This window comes from Streptomyces sp. XY431 (assembly GCF_001279805.1).
Taxonomy (GTDB): domain Bacteria; phylum Actinomycetota; class Actinomycetes; order Streptomycetales; family Streptomycetaceae; genus Kitasatospora; species Kitasatospora purpeofusca.
Genome location: NZ_LGDO01000497.1, coordinates 1 through 15,760 on the forward strand (window position 1 = coordinate 1; position 15,760 = coordinate 15,760).

The 15,760-nt window shown below is 73.0% G+C and carries 19 protein-coding genes; 6 read left to right on the forward strand and 13 right to left on the reverse strand.

Annotated elements, in window-relative coordinates; all coding sequences use genetic code 11:
- From ADK60_RS35090 to ADK60_RS35095, 3 genes are all read right to left on the reverse strand, one after another.
- Positions 1-1,278: heavy metal translocating P-type ATPase (locus ADK60_RS35090; RefSeq protein ID WP_159400705.1), on the reverse strand; the 1,278-nt coding region annotated here is incomplete at its 3' end.
- An 85-nt stretch (positions 1,279-1,363) separates the two neighbouring features.
- Positions 1,364-1,492 (reverse strand): hypothetical protein, encoded by a 129-nt coding sequence (locus tag ADK60_RS47930; protein ID WP_286185321.1) that lies wholly within the window; start codon positions 1,490-1,492, stop codon positions 1,364-1,366.
- 227 nt (positions 1,493-1,719) lie between these two features.
- Positions 1,720-2,514, reverse strand: coding sequence for a metal-dependent hydrolase (locus tag ADK60_RS35095; RefSeq protein ID WP_053650911.1), 795 nt, complete (start codon positions 2,512-2,514; stop codon positions 1,720-1,722).
- Between the two features lie 298 nt (positions 2,515-2,812).
- On the opposite strand from ADK60_RS35095, the gene ADK60_RS35100 reads away from it, so the two are divergent.
- From ADK60_RS35100 to ADK60_RS35115, 4 genes are all read left to right on the forward strand, one after another.
- On the forward strand, positions 2,813-3,451 hold the full coding sequence (locus ADK60_RS35100; RefSeq protein WP_286185322.1) for a mycothiol-dependent nitroreductase Rv2466c family protein: 639 nt from the start codon (positions 2,813-2,815) through the stop codon (positions 3,449-3,451).
- 215 nt (positions 3,452-3,666) lie between these two features.
- Positions 3,667-4,794, forward strand: a complete 1,128-nt coding sequence (locus ADK60_RS35105) for a sugar ABC transporter substrate-binding protein (RefSeq protein WP_045940206.1) — start codon at positions 3,667-3,669, stop codon at positions 4,792-4,794.
- A gap of 36 nt (positions 4,795-4,830) precedes the next feature.
- The gene (locus ADK60_RS35110; RefSeq protein WP_078880721.1) at positions 4,831-5,610 is read left to right on the forward strand and encodes an ATP-binding cassette domain-containing protein; all 780 of its coding nucleotides are present in this window, start codon (positions 4,831-4,833) and stop codon (positions 5,608-5,610) included.
- Between the two features lie 56 nt (positions 5,611-5,666).
- A complete protein-coding gene (locus ADK60_RS35115) occupies positions 5,667-6,935 on the forward strand; it encodes a sugar ABC transporter permease (protein ID WP_053650940.1) in 1,269 nt (422 codons plus the stop codon).
- A gap of 85 nt (positions 6,936-7,020) precedes the next feature.
- Here the strand turns inward: ADK60_RS35115 and ADK60_RS35120 are convergent, their stop codons facing one another.
- The 4 genes from ADK60_RS35120 to ADK60_RS35135 all read right to left on the reverse strand — a co-directional run bounded on the left by ADK60_RS35120 (position 7,021) and on the right by ADK60_RS35135 (position 10,278).
- Positions 7,021-7,446 (reverse strand): PPOX class F420-dependent oxidoreductase, encoded by a 426-nt coding sequence (locus ADK60_RS35120; RefSeq protein ID WP_199839823.1) that lies wholly within the window; start codon positions 7,444-7,446, stop codon positions 7,021-7,023.
- Between the two features lie 72 nt (positions 7,447-7,518).
- Positions 7,519-8,163 (reverse strand): response regulator transcription factor, encoded by a 645-nt coding sequence (locus ADK60_RS35125; RefSeq protein WP_053650913.1) that lies wholly within the window; start codon positions 8,161-8,163, stop codon positions 7,519-7,521.
- Positions 8,115-9,395 carry a sensor histidine kinase gene (locus ADK60_RS35130; RefSeq protein ID WP_234371436.1) on the reverse strand — a complete coding sequence of 427 codons (1,281 nt, stop codon included), beginning with the start codon at positions 9,393-9,395 and terminating at the stop codon, positions 8,115-8,117. Before ADK60_RS35130 ends, ADK60_RS35125 begins: the two co-directional genes overlap by 49 nt.
- A 1-nt stretch (position 9,396) precedes the next feature.
- Positions 9,397-10,278 (reverse strand): CPBP family intramembrane glutamic endopeptidase, encoded by an 882-nt coding sequence (locus ADK60_RS35135; protein ID WP_079008946.1) that lies wholly within the window; start codon positions 10,276-10,278, stop codon positions 9,397-9,399.
- 292 nt (positions 10,279-10,570) lie between these two features.
- On the opposite strand from ADK60_RS35135, the gene ADK60_RS35140 reads away from it, so the two are divergent.
- The gene (locus ADK60_RS35140) at positions 10,571-11,443 is read left to right on the forward strand and encodes a GNAT family N-acetyltransferase (protein WP_053650914.1); all 873 of its coding nucleotides are present in this window, start codon (positions 10,571-10,573) and stop codon (positions 11,441-11,443) included.
- Positions 11,444-11,469: 26 nt separating this feature from the next.
- Here ADK60_RS35140 and ADK60_RS35145 read toward each other — a convergent pair whose 3' ends face one another.
- Entirely contained in the window at positions 11,470-11,772 is a 303-nt protein-coding gene (locus tag ADK60_RS35145) for a DUF1905 domain-containing protein (RefSeq protein WP_053650915.1), read from the reverse strand.
- A 28-nt stretch (positions 11,773-11,800) separates the two neighbouring features.
- Complete coding sequence (locus ADK60_RS35150; RefSeq protein WP_053650916.1) at positions 11,801-12,331, reverse strand: GNAT family N-acetyltransferase; 531 nt, start codon at positions 12,329-12,331, stop codon at positions 11,801-11,803.
- Between the two features lie 56 nt (positions 12,332-12,387).
- Here ADK60_RS35150 and ADK60_RS35155 point away from each other — a divergent pair, with 56 nt between their 5' ends.
- Positions 12,388-12,966 (forward strand): hypothetical protein, encoded by a 579-nt coding sequence (locus tag ADK60_RS35155; protein WP_053650917.1) that lies wholly within the window; start codon positions 12,388-12,390, stop codon positions 12,964-12,966.
- A 27-nt stretch (positions 12,967-12,993) separates the two neighbouring features.
- Here the strand turns inward: ADK60_RS35155 and ADK60_RS35160 are convergent, their stop codons facing one another.
- The 4 genes from ADK60_RS35160 to ADK60_RS35175 form a co-directional block, all read right to left on the reverse strand.
- Entirely contained in the window at positions 12,994-13,566 is a 573-nt protein-coding gene (locus tag ADK60_RS35160) for a dihydrofolate reductase family protein (protein ID WP_053650918.1), read from the reverse strand.
- A gap of 80 nt (positions 13,567-13,646) precedes the next feature.
- Positions 13,647-14,384: an SRPBCC family protein gene (locus ADK60_RS35165; RefSeq protein ID WP_053650919.1), complete on the reverse strand. Its 738-nt coding sequence runs from the start codon at positions 14,382-14,384 to the stop codon at positions 13,647-13,649.
- Entirely contained in the window at positions 14,381-15,061 is a 681-nt protein-coding gene (locus tag ADK60_RS35170; protein WP_079008947.1) for an ArsR/SmtB family transcription factor, read from the reverse strand. The genes ADK60_RS35165 and ADK60_RS35170 overlap by 4 nt, the downstream gene beginning before the upstream one ends.
- Before the next feature lie 147 nt (positions 15,062-15,208).
- Positions 15,209-15,739: a nuclear transport factor 2 family protein gene (locus ADK60_RS35175; protein ID WP_079008948.1), complete on the reverse strand. Its 531-nt coding sequence runs from the start codon at positions 15,737-15,739 to the stop codon at positions 15,209-15,211.
- Positions 15,740-15,760 lie beyond the last annotated feature (21 nt).

Genomic DNA, 15,760 nt, shown 5'->3' on the forward strand with positions numbered 1-15,760 from the left:
CTGGGCGCCGCGGCCGGTGCCGACCATCAGGGCGGTCGGGGTGGCCAGGCCGAGGGCGCACGGGCAGGCGATGATCAGCACCGCCACGGCGGCGGTGAAAGCGGCCGTCCAGCCCTCCCCGGTGGCGAGCCAGTAGCCGAGGGTGGCGAGGGCCAGAGTGATCACGATCGGCACGAAGACGGCGGAGATCTTGTCGGCCAGGCGCTGGGCGGCGGCCTTGCCGTTCTGGGCGTCCTCGACCAGCCGGGCCATCCGGGCGAGCCGGGTGTCCGCGCCGACCCGGGTCGCCCGGACCACCAGCCGTCCGCCGGCGTTGACGGTGGCACCGGTGACCGGGTCGCCGACCGCGACCTCGACCGGCACGGACTCACCGGTCAGCATCGAGGCGTCCACGGCTGAGGCGCCCTCGACCACCATGCCGTCGGTGGCGATCTTCTCCCCGGGACGGACCACGAACCGGTCGCCGACGGTCAGCCCGCCGATCGGGACGCGTACCTCGGTGCCGTCGCGCAGGACGGCGACGTCCTTGGCGCCGAGTTCCAGCAGGGCGTGCAGCGCGGCCCCGGCGCGGCGCTTGGAGCGGGCCTCGAACCAGCGCCCGGCCAGGATGAAGGCGGTGACCCCGGCGGCGGCCTCCAAGTAGATGCTGGACGAGCCGTCGCCCCGGGCGACGGTGAACTCGAAGCCGTGCCGCATCCCGGGCATGCCCGCGTGGCCGAGGAACAGCGCCCACAGGGACCAGAGGAACGCGGCGCCGGTACCGAGCGAGACCAGGGTGTCCATGGTCGCGGCGCCGTGCTTGAGGTTGGTCCACGCGGCCCGGTGGAAGGGCCAGGCGGCGTAGGTGACCACGGGCGCGGCGAGGGTGAGCGAGAGCCACTGCCAGTTGTCGAACTGGAGGGCGGGGACCATCGCCATGGCGACGACGGGGACGGCCAGGACGACTGCGGTGATCAGCCGCTGCCGCAGCGGGGCGAGCTCGTCGGCGGGGGCGGCGGCGGAGTCGCCGACCGGGCCCGTCGGGCCTTCGGCGGGGGCGGTGACCTCCGGCCGGGGCGGGGCGGCGGTGTAACCGGTGGCCTCGACGGTGGCGACGAGGTCGGCGACACTCACGTCCGGTCCGAACGCGACCCTGGCCTTCTCGGTGGCGTAGTTGACGGTGGCGGTGACCCCGTCCATGCGGTTGAGCTTCTTCTCGATCCGGGCGGCGCACGAGGCGCAGGTCATGCCGCCGATCCGGAGTTCCACCTCGGTGGAGGCGGGTGCCTGGGTGATCATCTGGGCTCCTCGTGCTCGTTTTCGGTCGGATTCGGGCCCGGGGTCGATACCCCCTGGGGGTTCGAACCCCGGGCCCGCCGGGATTTCAGGCCCGCTGGGCGGGAACGCGGTCGGCCTCGGCAACGGCGGTGTCGGCGTCGACCTCGCCGTCCACGACGACATCGACAGCCTCGGCGCCGGTCGAGCAGGCGCCTTCGGTGGAGCAGCAGGACATGGGATTCCTCCGGTGGTGTCGGCGACAGTTCCTGATACCCCCAGTGGGTATCTCTGCGCGATGGGCTCATTTATACCCCTGGGGGGTATCCGCCGCAAGCACTGCCGCCCGCAGCGCAGACGCAGGCGCGGACGCGACAGGGCCCCGCACCGGAGCCACTCCCCCGGTACGGGGCCCTGCCACCTGCGCGTTCGCGCGGCCGCGCGGTCGCGCGTTCGCGCGGCGGATCAGCCGAAGTAGCCCAGCGCCCCCACCGCGCACAGGCCGCCGGCGCCCATGAAGACCGGCATCAGCACCTTGAGCTCCACCCAGCTGCCGGCCCGGAAGCGCATCCCCTTCGGCGGGCCGATCGGGTACCAGCGCTTGCGGCCGATCGGGATCGGCCACAGCACCGGGCAGCCGGAGACGGTGAGCGCGTCGCCCAGGCAGTGCACCAGCGCGCCGAGGGTGATCGGCAGGCCGATCCACAGGTACTCCTGCCCCGGCTGGTCGAACAGCCAGAGCGCGCCGTTGCCCGGCTTGTCCAGGACGGCCGTCAGCATCCAGGCGCCGGCCGCACCGAGCAGCCAGACCAGGACGTCACTGGAGACCCGGGCCTGGCGCCAGAGCAGTCCCTCGATCGCCAGCACCATGTGCACGAAGAGCACCCCGAGCACGCCCCACCGTCCGCCGTGGACCGCGATGGCCGAGGCGCCCGCGCCGCACAGCGCCGCCCAGACCCAGGTGTGGGTCAGCGTGCGGTGGCCGCCGGTGCGGCGCGGGTCCCGCTTGCTGCGGGTCGCCTTGTAGACGGCGTAGGAGAGGCTGTCGATCACCTCGCAGAGGATCCGCGAGACCGGGCCGAACGCCCGGGATATGGTGGCCGCCTTGTGGTCGAGGTCCGGCGCCAGCGCGGCGCCCGCACAGATCAGCGTCCCCGCCAGCAGCACCGGCCAGGGCATCGGTTCGCCCATCGCCGCCGCGATCGCTCCCGCGCCCAGCCACGCTGCCGCGCCGGACAGCGAATGCGCTGGTCCCATCATCTTCTCGGCTCCCGCCCTCGTCCCGTACCGCCCGTCGCGAGGGCTTCGCGAGGGCCTGACGGGGCGGCAGCATATCGGCCCAAGATCGGAAACACCCGGAGCCACTCCTTCACCCGAACGGCGGTCGTGTTTCACCGTCCTGGATCAAGCTGCCGGGCAAGGACAATGACGGCCCTTCACCTGCTGGAGTGAAGGAGCGGCCCGGGCGGGTCGCGCCGACCGGATCCGCGAGTGGCCCAGGAAAACCGCGCCGGACCGGCCCTTCCGAGCGGTCCGGCGCGCCCCTAGGCTCGGCCGTGTGACCACTACCGCTGCCGATGCCAACACCACCGTGACCAACACCGTGGACTTCTACTTCGACCCGATCTGCCCGTTCGCCTGGATCACCTCCCGCTGGATCCTGGAGGTGGAGAAGCACCGGGACCTCGACCTGACCTTCCGGGTGATGAGCCTGTCCGTGCTCAACGAGGGCCGCGAGGGCCTGCCCGAGCGCTACGAGCGGCTGCTCACCACCGGCTGGGGCCCGGTCCGGGTCTGCATCGCCGCCGCCGAGCAGCACGGCGTCGGGGTGCTGCGCGACCTCTACACCGCGCTCGGCACCCGACTGCACGTCGAGGACCGGGAGGTCGACGACAAGCTCCTGCGCGAGGCGCTGGCCGAGGCCGGTCTGCCGGAGGAGCTCGCCGAGGCCGCGCACAGCACCGAGTGGGACGAGGCGCTGCGCCGCAGCCACCACGCGGGCATGGACCCGGTCGGCGAGGAGGTCGGCACCCCGACCATCCACGTCGACGGCACCGCGTTCTTCGGGCCGGTGCTGAACGCGATTCCGCGCGGAGAAGAGGCTGTCCAGGTCTTCGACGGTGTCCGGCTGCTGGCCGGGCACAAGGCGTTCTTCGAGCTCAAGCGCACCCGGACGGGGTCGCTCGACTTCGGCTGAGGACCCGGGGACGAGGACGGCGACGGCGACGGGGAACGAGGACCCCGTCCGCCACCCGCCCCGTCCGCCACCCGCCAAGGCGGCCGTCGGCCCCTGCGGACCGGTGGCCGCCTACCCGTTCGGCCCAGCTCCGATCGTGCGGGCGGCCCGCAGTTCGCAGACTCGGACGCGGGGGACCGAAGAACGGGGCGGGTCCAACCGGAAGAGGCATCCTCATGAACAACGGGCTTCGCCGCACGCTCGCGGCCGCCGCAGTGGTTTCCCTCGGTCTCGCGCTGGCCTCGTGCGGCAGCGCCAAGGAGTCCTCCGGAGGCGGCTCGTCCGGCTCCGCGAGCGGTTCCGCCGGCGGCGGGAGCACGGTCGGCGCGGTCCGGATCGGGCTGCTGCTGCCCGAGACCAAGACCACCCGCTACGAGCAGTTCGACCGGCCGCTGATCGAGCAGAAGATCAAGGAGCTGGCACCGCAGGCCCAGATCGACTACTACAACGCGAACGAGAACGCCACGACCCAGCAGACCCAGGTCGACACCGCGCTCACCAAGGGCGACAAGGTGCTGATCCTGGACGCCGTGGACGCGAAGTCGATCCAGTCCTCCGTCCAGAAGGCGCACGACGCCGGCGTCAAGGTGATCGCCTACGACCGCCTGGCGCAGGGACCGGTCGACGCCTACGTCTCCTTCGACAACAAGAAGGTCGGCCAGCTCCAGGGCGAGGCCCTGGTCGCCGCCGTCGGCGACAAGGCCGGCTCCGGGTCGATCATCATGATCAACGGCTCGCCGACCGACCCCAACGCGGCCGACTTCAAGGCCGGCGCGCACAGCGCGATCGACGGCAAGCTGAAGATCGGCAAGGAGTACGACACCCCCAACTGGGACCCGAACAACGCCAACCAGGAGGCCTCCGCCGCGATCACCGCGATCGGCGGACCCAATGTGGTCGGCGTCTACTCGGCCAACGACGGCATGGCCGCCGGCATCGCCACCGCCCTCAAGGCGGCCGGCCTCAGCGTGCCGCTCACCGGCCAGGACGCCCAGCTGGACGGCGTGCAGCGGATCCTGGCGGGCACCCAGACGATGTCGATCTACAAGCCGTTCAAGCCTGAGACCGATGTGGCGGCACAGATGGCGGTGACCTTCGCCCAGGGCAAGCCGCTGGACTCGGCACTGGTGCCGGTCACGGTCACCAACGGCAGCGGCAACCAGGTCCCGGCGAACCTGATCACCCCGGTCGTGCTGACCAAGGACAACATCAAGACCACCGTGGTGGCCGACGGCCTCTACACCGTGCCCCAGATCTGCACCCCGGACTACGCGGACGCCTGCAAGGCCGCGGGCCTCCAGTAACCGTGCCCGTGAACCCGGTCGAGGGAGTTGGTCACCGTGACGGGTGAGACCGTCCTGGCCCTGCGCGGGGTCTCCAAGCGGTTCGGCGCCGTCCAGGCGCTCACCGACATCGAGTTGGAGGTCCGCGCCGGTGAAGTGCTCGCCCTGGTCGGCGACAACGGCGCCGGCAAGTCCACCCTGGTCAAGTCCATCGCCGGGGTGCACCAGCCGGACGAGGGCACGATCGAGTGGCAGGGCCGCCCGGTCAGCGTCCACCGGCCGCAGGACGCACAGCAGTTGGGCATCGCCACGGTCTACCAGGACCTGGCGCTCTGCGACAACCTCGATGTCGTCGGCAACCTCTTCCTCGGCCGGGAGATCCGGCGCTTCGCCGTCCTCGACGAGGTCGCGATGGAGAAGCGGTCCCGCTCGCTGCTGGACACCCTCTCCATCCGCATCCCCAGCGTGCGGATCCCGGTCGCCTCGCTGTCCGGCGGTCAGCGCCAGGTGGTGGCGATCGCCCGCGCGCTGGTCGGCTCGCCGAAGGTCGTGATGCTCGACGAGCCGACCGCCGCCCTCGGCGTGGAGCAGACCGCCCAGGTGCTCGACCTGGTCGAGCGGCTCCGCGACCAGGGTCTCGGCGTCATCCTGATCAGCCACAACATGGCCGACGTGATGGCCGTCGCGGACACCGTCGCGGTGCTGCGGCTCGGCCGGAACAACGGCGTCTTCGACAAGCGCCGGACCAGCCAGGAAGAGATCATCTCGGCCATCACCGGCGCCACGGACAACGCGGTGACCCGCCGGGAGGCCCGCGGCACGGAGGGCTCCCCATGACCGAGCAGACCCCCGGCGGCGACAGGCACCGCCATGTCCCGCTCCCCGAGGACAACATGCCCAAGGGGGGTGTCAACGCCCCCGTGCCGGTCGCCGCCGAGGCCACCCCGGCCGTCGACCCGCGGCTGATCGTGCGGCAGGAGGGCGTCAAGGGCTACCTGGGCGAGTTCCGCCGCCGCGTCACCAGCGGCGAGCTGGGCTCGCTCCCGGTGGTGCTGGCGCTGATCGTGATCTGGGCCGTCTTCGGCAGCCTGAACAGCTCCTTCCTGTCCGCCCAGAACCTCTCCAACCTCTCGCAGCAGATCGTCGGCACCGGCATGATCGCGATCGGCGTGGTGTTCGTACTGCTGCTCGGCGAGATCGACCTCTCGGTCGGCTCGGTGAGCGGCCTGTGCGCGGCGATCTTCGCCGTGCTGAACGTCACCCACGGCGTCAACCAGTGGGTGGCCCTGCTCTCCGCCCTGGTCGGGGGCGCCGTGGTCGGCCTGATCCAGGGCCTGTTCTTCGCCAAGGTCGGCGTGCCGGCCTTCGTCGTCACCCTGGCCGGCAACCTCGGCTGGAACGGCCTGATGCTCCAGATCCTGGGCGCCAACGGCACCGTCAACCTCTCCGGCAAGGACATCGTCTCCCGGCTCTACAGCACCATCTACAGCGAACAGGCCGCCGCCTACGGCGTGGCCCTGATCGGCGTGCTGCTCTTCCTCGGCGCCTCGGTGCTGGACGCCCGGCGACGGCAGGCCGCCGGGGTGCCGTCCCGACCCGTGCTGGACATCGCGCTGCGCACCGCGGCGATCGCGGTCATCGCCTTCCTGGCCGCCTACACGCTCAACCAGTACAAGGGCCTGCCGCTGGCCCTGCTGATCTTCCTGGTCTTCATCGTGGTGCTGGACTTCGTGCTGCGGCGCACCACCTACGGCCGACAGGTGTTCGCGCTCGGCGGCAACATCGAGGGCGCCCGACGGGCCGGTATCAACGTGTCGTGGATCCGGATCAGCGTGTTCACCATCTGCTCCACCATGGCGGCCGTCGGCGGCCTGTTCCTGGCCGCGCAGATCCAGTCGGCCAGCCAGACCTCGGGCGGCGGCAACCTGCTGATGAACGCCATCGCGGCCGGCGTCATCGGCGGCACCAGCCTGTTCGGCGGACGCGGCTCGACCTGGTCGGCGCTGCTCGGTGCACTGGTGATCGGCTCGATCCAGTCCGGGATGAACATCCAGGGGCTGAGCAACGCCATCCAGTTCATGATCACCGGTGCGGTGCTGCTCGCGGCCGTGGTCGTCGACTCCCTCGCCCGCCGCACCCAGCGGGCGGCCGGCCGCGCCTGAGCGGTGGGCGCCCGCCGGGCCTCTCCGGGTCGCGGGCGCCCGCCGGAACCGTCCGGGTCGCGGGCGCCCGCCGGAACCGTCCGGGTCAGCCCAGCTGTTCGCCGTAGACGTGGTCCACGGCGAGCACCATCAGGACCCTCCGGTCGGCGACCATCGCGGCCCGGTACTCGTCCCAGTCCGGGTGCTCGCCGGCCGCCCGGCGGTAGTAGTCGACCAGGGCCTCCACCTCGGGGCCCTTCGGGTCGGTGCCGGGCCCGATCAGGGTGACGGTGCCCTCGGCGGTGGCCCAGGCCCGGCCGTCGGCCCGGGTGACCTCCAGGGCGGCGCGCGGGTCGCGGCGCAGATTGGCCGTCTTGGCCCGGCCCTCGGTGATCGAGACGTACAGCCGCTCGGCGGCGCGGTCGTAGAACGGCATGACCGGCGACAGCTGGGGCCGCCCGTCGGACTTGATCGTGGCCAGCACACCGAGGCGGGCGGCGTCGAGCAGGGCACGGGGATCGAAGGTCGTCATGGGGGCCATCATCAACCTTCACACCGGTGTGAAGGTCAAGTGACTCACGCGGATCGGTGTTTCACGCGCGGATCAGCGTTCCAGGTGGGCCAGGACGGCGAGGACCCGGCGGTTGTCGTCGGCCGAGGGCTCGATCCGCAGCTTGGCGAAGATGCTCGCGGTGTGCTTGGCCACGGCGCTCTCGCTGATGTGCAGGGTACGCGTGATCGCCGCGTTGGAGCGGCCCTCGGCCATCAGCCGCAGCACCTCGTGCTCGCGCGGCGTCAGCTCGGCGGTGCTGCCCCGGGCGTCGCCGCGCGCCAGCAGCTTCGCGATCACCTGCGGGTCCATCACCGTGCCGCCGCCCGCGACCGTCCGCACCGCGTCCACGAACTGCTCGGTGCGGGTGACCCGGTCCTTGAGCAGATAGCCGATCGCGCCCCGGCCGTCGGCCAGCAGCTCCCGCGCGTACAGCCGGTCCACGTACTGGGAGAGGACCAGCACCGGCAGGCCCGGGCGGGAGCGGCGCGCCTCCAGCGCCGCCCGCAGCCCCTCGTCGGTGAAGGACGGCGGCAGCCGGACGTCCACCACCGCGACGTCCGGCTCCTGCTCGTGCAGCGCGCGCCGCAGGTCGGGGCCGTTGTCCACGGCCGCGACCACCTCGAAGCCGTGCTCCTGCAGTGTCCGGATCAGCCCGTCCCGGAGCAGGAAGAGGTCTTCGGCGAGGACGACGCGCACGGTATCTCCAGGGTCACGGTGGTCGGGCCGCCCGGCGGGCTGTGCAGGGCGAGGGTTCCGTCGACGGTACTCAGCCGGCGCGCCACCCCGCGCAGCCCGCCGCCCCGGCCGGGGTCCGCGCCGCCGCGGCCGTCGTCCGTGACGAGGGCGGTCAGGGTCCCGCCCGCGTGCGCCAGCCGGATCGTCACCTCCCGGCCGCCGCCGTGCTTGGCCGCGTTGGCGAGCAGCTCGGCGACCGCGAAGTAGGCCGCCGCCTCGACCGGCGCCGGGAAGCGCCCCGGCAGTTCGACGGTCACGTGCACGTCCAGGAAGCTGTCCAGCGCGAGGGACCGGACGGCGTCGCCGAGGCCGCGGTCGGTGAGGATCGGCGGGTGGATGCCGTGCACGAGGTCCCGGAGGTCCTGGAGGGCCCGTGCCGAGCTCGCCCGCACCTCCCGCAGCAGGTCGCGGGCGGCGGCCGGGTCGGAGTCCAGCAGCCGGGTCGCCGCGTCCAGGGTCATGCCGAGGGCGACCAGCCGGGCCTGCGCGCCGTCGTGCAGATCGCGTTCGATCCGCCGCAGTTCGGCCGCCTGCGCGTCCAGGGCCTCGGCCCGGGTGCCGGTGAGGTGCTCGACCCGGCGCAGCAGCTCGGTGGTGTACGGCGCGGCGAGGACTCGTCGGGTCCACCGGGCGTGCAGCCCGAGCACCGTGGGCGCCAGTCGCAGCCCGGCCGCGACGAACAGCAGGCCGAGCACGGCGGCGGCCAGCATCGAGGGGGTCGAGTCGACGAGCACGAAGGCGTACCAGTTGTCGGGCCCGAGCAGGCGCCACACGAAGGGCTGGACCAGCGCGCCGAACAGTCCGAAGCCGGCCAGCGTCGGTGGGAGGGCGACCAGCAGCCCGCCCACCCACGGCTCCAGCCAGGACCAGCGGACGTCCTGCCAGAAGCCCTCGTCCGCGAGGATCCGGCCCGCCCGCTGTCGGCCCTCCCCCTCCGGCAGCGGGTCGGGCGGGCTGATCCGGGTGCCCGTCCAGCGGGTCGCCCAGGAGCGGTAGCGGTCGGACAGCCGGCGCAGGCGCGTGGCCGCGCCCGGCAGCAGCGACCGGCCGACGCCGACCGGGAGCAGCAGCAGCGCGCCCACCACGAGGGCGCCGAGCGCGGTCACGGCGAAGGCGGCGAGGGAGAGCAACTGGCAGCGGAGCAGCGCCCGGACCGTGCCGTCCACTCCCCCGCCCGCCCGTCGTTCCGTCACCTCAGCGCACCCCGTGCGGCGCCGCCGGGATCCTACCCGGCGCCGTCCGCCCACAGGTGCCCGGCCGCGCGTCCCGCCGGGCCCGCAGCACCCACGGCACGGCCGCCAGCAGGCAGGCGCCGCCGAACAGCAGCATCGGCAGCACCGTGCCGTCCTCCTCGTCCATCGTCAGCAGCATCCCGAGATTCACCAGGGTGTGGAAGCCGCCCGCGAGCAGCAGCCGGTGGGCCCGCACCCCCTCCAGGCCGAGCCCGAGCACGACCGACAGCGCGACCGTTCCCAGCAGGAACCCGGCCGCGTACGCGGGGCGCTGGGCGAACACCTGGACGTGCCAGCCGCCCCAGAGCAGCCCCACCGCGACCGGGGCGGCGAGCGGCCCGAAACGGGTGCGCAGCAGCGGCTGCAGGAAGCACCGCCAGCCGATCTCCTCGCCGCAGGCGCCGATCAGCTGGGCGAGCACGATCAGCGCGAACGGGTGGGCGAGGGAGCGGGGATCGGTCAGCCGCGCGTCGCCGTCGAGCAGCGCGTAGGCGCCGGCGGCGAGGGCGATGATCAGCGGCGCGGTGAGCAGCAGCCACAGCCGGGCACCGCCCGCCCGGGCGGTGTCGCGCTCCGAGCGGACGGTACCTGCGAGCCGCGCGCGGATCCGGTCCGGCCACAGCAGGGCGACCGCCAACACCCCTGCGGCGGGCCCGAACTGGGTCAGCTGCACCACCTCGGTCGGGACGCCGGTGGCCGGCTGGACGGCGCCCAGCGCCCCGGCCCCGAGGAGGGCGACGGCGAGGAACACCCCTGCCTCGGCCTTCCACGGCACCCTCCGGTCGTGCCCCTTCGTGCCCGTGCCCGTACCCGTACCCGTGCCCAGGTCCTGTCCGGTCCTCATGTCGTGCGCCTCCGGTCCGCTCGTTCGCGTGGTTCCGTCGACAACGACTCTTCCGGGACGCGGACGGCCGGACATTGCGTCCAACTGCCCGGCGGGGGTGTATCCAGGTACACCCCCGCCCGGTCAGGACTGCTTCTGTTGCCCCGGTGATGTCGGTGAGCGTCCAGTGGGAGAACATCCCGGACGTCTCCGATCAGGACGGGGAAACCTCGTTGCGGATGAACCGTGAGGGCGGGTAGCGTCCTGCGACTTGTCGCTTCGAGCGCATTCGATCCCGGTTCATGGAGAAGATTTGTCGATTCGCATCACTACGCTGACCGATCCCGATCACGGCCCCCACAGTCGACGGCTGGTGTGGCTGGCGGCGGACGGGGAGGGGAATCCGGTCGGGACGGCCTCGCTGCGGCTGTTCACCGACCCGGGGCAGGCGCACCTGGCCGAACTGGCCGTGCGGGTGCACCCCGCGGAGCGGCGCCGGGGGGTCGGGGCCCGGCTGGTGGACGCCGCGGTGGCGGCGGCCCGCGCCGACGGGCGGCGGGCCGTGGTGGTGGCGGTCGACGACGGGACGCCGGCTGAGGAGTTCCTCGCGGCGCAGGGGTTCCGGAAGGCACTGACGCTTCATCACGCCAGGCTCGATCTGACCGGGTCGGCCGAGGTGGGGACGTTCGGGGGAACGGAGCACCCCTACCGGCTGGTGGCCTGGGACGGCACCGTCCCCGACGAGCTCGCCGCCTCGTACGCCGCCGCCCGCCGCGCGATGGACGACATGCCGATGGGCGAGGTCGACCACGGCACGGTGAGCTGGGACGTCGACCGGCTCCGGGCGGTGGCCCGGGCGGTCGAGGAACGCGGCGAGCACCTGCACACGGTGGCGGCGGTGGCCGCGTCCGACGGCTCGATGGTCGGCTTCACCGAGCTGGTGGTCCCGGCCGACGGCACCGGCGACGGCCAGCACTACGGCACCGCCGTCCTGCCCGCCCACCGCGGGCACGGCCTCGCCCGGCGGATGAAGGCCGAGGCGATCGCCCTGACCCGCCGCCGGCACCCCGCGCTCGGTGGCCTGCTGACCGACACCGCCGAGGACAACACCGCGATGCGGAGGGTCAACGAGGCCCTCGGGTACCGGCCGACGCACGAGAGCCACCAGTACCAGCGGGTGCTGTAGCAGGCCCGTCGGGACGGAGCGGGCCGTCAGAGGTCGAGGAGCTCGACGGTGACGGCGGTGGTGTCACCGGCGTCGAGGTCCTCGGCCTTGCGGACGGCGCGCTTGACGGGGAGGACGTAGGCGCCGTCGGCGGCCGGGAAGATCGAGGTCTGCCAGCTGCTGGCGCCGATCGTGACCCGCACCCGCAGCGAGCCGAACCCGCGCCGCGGCCCGGCGGCGGTCAGGTCGTGGATCTCCTCGGAGGCGTCGACGGGCAGCCTGACGAAGGTCCAGCTGTCGGCGCGCCGGGCTTCCCAGATCCAGAGCTCGGCCTCGAAATCGAACTTCATGGGGCCAGCCTCCCACGCCTCACACGCCTCACATCGGCAACGAGTGCAACCGGAGGGCCCCTCCGGGCCACTGGGCACCGTCGTGCAGCGGGAACCACATCGTGCGCAGCGGCATCGTCGCCGGGCCGGTGGGCTGTTCGACCTCGACCGGGCCCGCCAGTGGCTGCCAGCCGAGGCGGGCGTAGAGCTCGGCCTTGTCCGGGCGGCAGAACAGGACGGCGAAGCGCGGCCCGAGGGTGCGGGCGTGGGCGAGGGCGCCGTCCACCACCGTCCGGGCGAGACCGTGCCCGCGCCGGTCGGCGGCGACGGCCACGCCGCCGAGCCCGATGATTTCGGTCGGGGTCCCGTCGATCGACACCGGCAGGACCACCAGCCCGGCGTGCGCGACGAGCCGGCCGTCCGGCTCGGTGCGGATGCCGAAGTGGATGTCCTTGGGTCGCCAGACCATCCCGTGCTCGGCGACCTGGAAGGGGTCCGGCCCGTCGCCGAGGATCTCGGTGTGGCTGTACTCCTCCAGCGGGACGACCGTGCTGAATATGCTGATCTGATCATCACTCATTCCCGCATCATGCCAAGGTCCGCCTGCGGCGGGGCCGGCGGTCCCGAGGAGGACGCGTGAACACTCTCCCGAACGGGCCTGGAACGGACGGCGACGGACCGGCGCACCTGCCGGTACCGCCGGTACCGCTGGTGCGGGTCGACGGGCGGTGGCTGCTGGGTGACCACCGGGACCGGTCTCACCTGGAGTTCACCCCCGAGGGCGTCGTCCCGCACGCGGACGGGCAGGCGGGTGGGCTCGTGCCGTGGGCCCGTTTCATGACCCTCGGTCTCTCCGTCACGACCCACCGGTGGATGGGGTCCCGGCGGACGGCCCTGCTGTCGCTCGGCCAGATGGCCCCGCTCGGGCTGACCGGTCCGCACCTGGCGGCGACGGTCCGGCACCCGTACACGTACTGGACCGGCCGGTTCAGCCATCACCGGGGCGTGCAGTACGCGCCGCGCGGGCTGGTGGCCCTGGGCGTGCTGCTCGGCGTCGCCGTGGACGCCGGGGAGGCCGCTCTGCTCGGCGACCGCGCGTGGATGGACGAGGCCGTCCCGGCGGTCCTCCCACTGCGCCGGGAGGACGAGGCCCGGGCGGCCGTCACCAAGCTGGTGGCGGGCGCCCGGGCCACCCGGGGGCTGTGCGGACCGTGACCGCGTGGGACGGGAGCGGACCGGGCGTCAGCGGACGACGTCGAAGACCTGCTTCTGGAGGCCGTTGGCGTAGGCGGCGTACTCGACCAGCTTCAGCTTCTGGGCGTCCTTGTCGGTCTCGCTGAAGAGGCGCTTGCCCGCGCCGAGCAGCAGCGGGAAGACCAGCAGGTGGTAGCGGTCGATCAGACCGGCGTCGGAGAGGGCCCGGTTGAGGGACGCGCTGCCGTGGACGATGATCGGGCCGCCCTCGGTCTCCTTCAGGGCCGCGACCTCGTCGAGCGAGCGCAGGATGGTGGTCTCGCCCCAGTTCGACACCAGGTCGCCCTCGGCGAGGGTGGTGGAGACCACGTACTTCGGCAGGGTCTTGTAGTGGGCGAAGTCCGCCATGTCCGGCCAGACCGGGCTGAAGGCCTGGTAGCTGACCCGGCCCAGCAGCATCGCCGTGGCCTCCTCCTGCTCGCGGCCCTTGATCTCGAAGGCCTCGGGGAGGAAATCGATGTCCTTGAAGGTCCAGCCCGCGTTGCGGTAGCCGGACTCGCCGCCCGGGGCCTCGACGACGCCGTCGAGGGAGACGAAGGCGGTGCTGATCAGCGTGCGCATGATGGTTCCTCGGGGTGCGTGTGCGGGTGTGCGGGTGTTCGGGTGTGCGGGCTGTCTGAGGGAGTTGTCCGGGGACGGGGTCAGGCGAGGACGCCGGTCAGCCACTGCTGCCAGGCGGTCTCGGCACCCTCGGCGTCCGGTCCGAAGAGGTGATGGAACATCAGCACCAGGCCGGCGCTGTGGTGGAAGCCGTACAGGCCGTCGCCGGTGCGGATCGCGAAGCGCTCGTCGTCCGCCCACACCACCTCGCCGTCCAGTGGCGGCAGTCCCGCCGGGCGGGCCGCCACCCCGGTGCCGGTGGTGGGCGGGGAGGGCAGCGCGAGCGCGCCCGCCAGCACGCCCCGGAGCTCCGCCGCCGGCCGGCCGGGCACCGCCGCGATACCGAAGACGGGTGCTCCGGTACGGCCCCGGAAGTGGGTGAGGTACTCGACGAGCGTGTGGAGGTGGAACGGCCAGCCGCGCCGCAGCGCGTCGTACTCGTCCTCCCAGTCGTCGCCCAGCAGGCCGCTGTGGACGACGCGCAGCACGGTGGCGGAGCCCTCCCGGCCCTCGACGAGGTACTCGAAGGCCATGAAGCGGCCGTTCTCGGCGGTGGCGGTCCGGGTCGCCAGGCGCTTGCCGGGCTCGTAGGCGGTGATCAGCGCGTCCTCGCGGTGGCCGCCGATCTCCATCGCGGCGGTGCCGCCCTCGCGCGGGTCCAGCTCGTTGCGGCCCATGAACCAGGAGTCGATGCCCGGTCCGGTGGCGATCGCCGCCCAGACCTCGTCCGGGCTCGCCGGCAGCACCGTCTCCAGCTCGATCTCGAACGGGTGGGTCATCGTGCGTTCTCCTGTCCCGGCCCGGAATCGGGGACGGCGTCGGGGGCGGAACCGGTATCGGTATCGGAATCGGGAGCGGGACTGGCAGCGGGGGCGGGGGCGGCGGGAATCTGGTGCAGACCGACCACCACCCGGTGGCTGCGCCCGCCGGGGGCGGACTCGTCGTGGTAGCGGGCGACCAGGGTGGCGACCGCCTCGGCGAGTTCGTCGGCGAAGGCCGTGCGGTCGGCCGCCGAGGCGAACCGCACCTCCGCGTCGATGCCGAAGCTGGCGACCCGCCGCTGCGCCCGGGCGGCGCCGGTCAGCAGCGTGCCGACCTCCTGCACCAGCCGGGAGCCGAGGGCCAGCAGCCAGCGGGCGGAGAGCTGGTCCGGCGAGCGGGACGGGTCCGGGCTCACGGCGGCCAGGACGGCGGGCGAGATCACGTAGGAGGCGGCGGTGGCCCGGTACACCCGTTCGGTGACGTTGCCCTTACGCCGTTCCTCGGCGAGTTCGACCAGGCCGTGCCGCTCCAGCTCCTTCAGGTGGTAGTTGACCTTCTGCCGCGCCAGCCCAAGCCGGGCGGCCAGCGCGGCGGCCGAGCCGGGCTCGGCGAGGGCGGCGAGGATGCGGCGCCGGATCGGGTCCAGCGACGCCTCGGCCGCTGCGGGTTCTTCGATCACGGCGACGTCCAACATGGTTCAAGGATCGTGCCGACAAGAAAAATTGTCAAGGAAAGAATTCTTGTCGGTGAGGCGCGGCGGAGTGGGGCCGGGGAAGCGGGCGCGCCAACGGCCGGCGGCAGGGGAGCTGCCGCCGGCCGGGGTGGGACCGGGATGACGCGATCAGGAGGCGGGCGGGGTCCAGTCGGCGGGCAGGCCGGACTGGGTGAGCACCTCGGCCAGGCTGTAGTGGTCCTGGTCCGAGGCGATCCGGCCGTGGCCGTCGAGGTCGAGCAGGGTCGTCATCGGCACCGCGAACGCCTCCGGCGCCCCCTTGAGGTGGCCGGCGTAGACGGTCTCGACGGTGATCCGGCCGCCGTCGCGGTGCGTGGCGCGCACGGTGACGTGGACGCCGTCGATCAGCCGGTCCGCGCGGGCCTTCCAGCCCGAGATCTCCTCCCGGCCGTGGAAGGTGACGCCCACGCCCAGGTCGGTGTAGACGCCGCGGGCGGTGAACAGGGCGCCGAGCGCTCGGGGGTCGGTGCCGTTCCAGGCGCGGGCCCAGTCGGCGACGATCCTCGGCGGGCACGGCTGGGTGTGCGACGCGGTGGCCGCGGAGACGGTGGCCGCGGAGGCGGCGGCGGTGACCGCGGGGGCGCCGGAGAGGGCTGCTGCGGCGATCAGCGGGATCGCGGCGCGGGTGACACGGGACATCGTGGGCTCCTCGGGACGTGA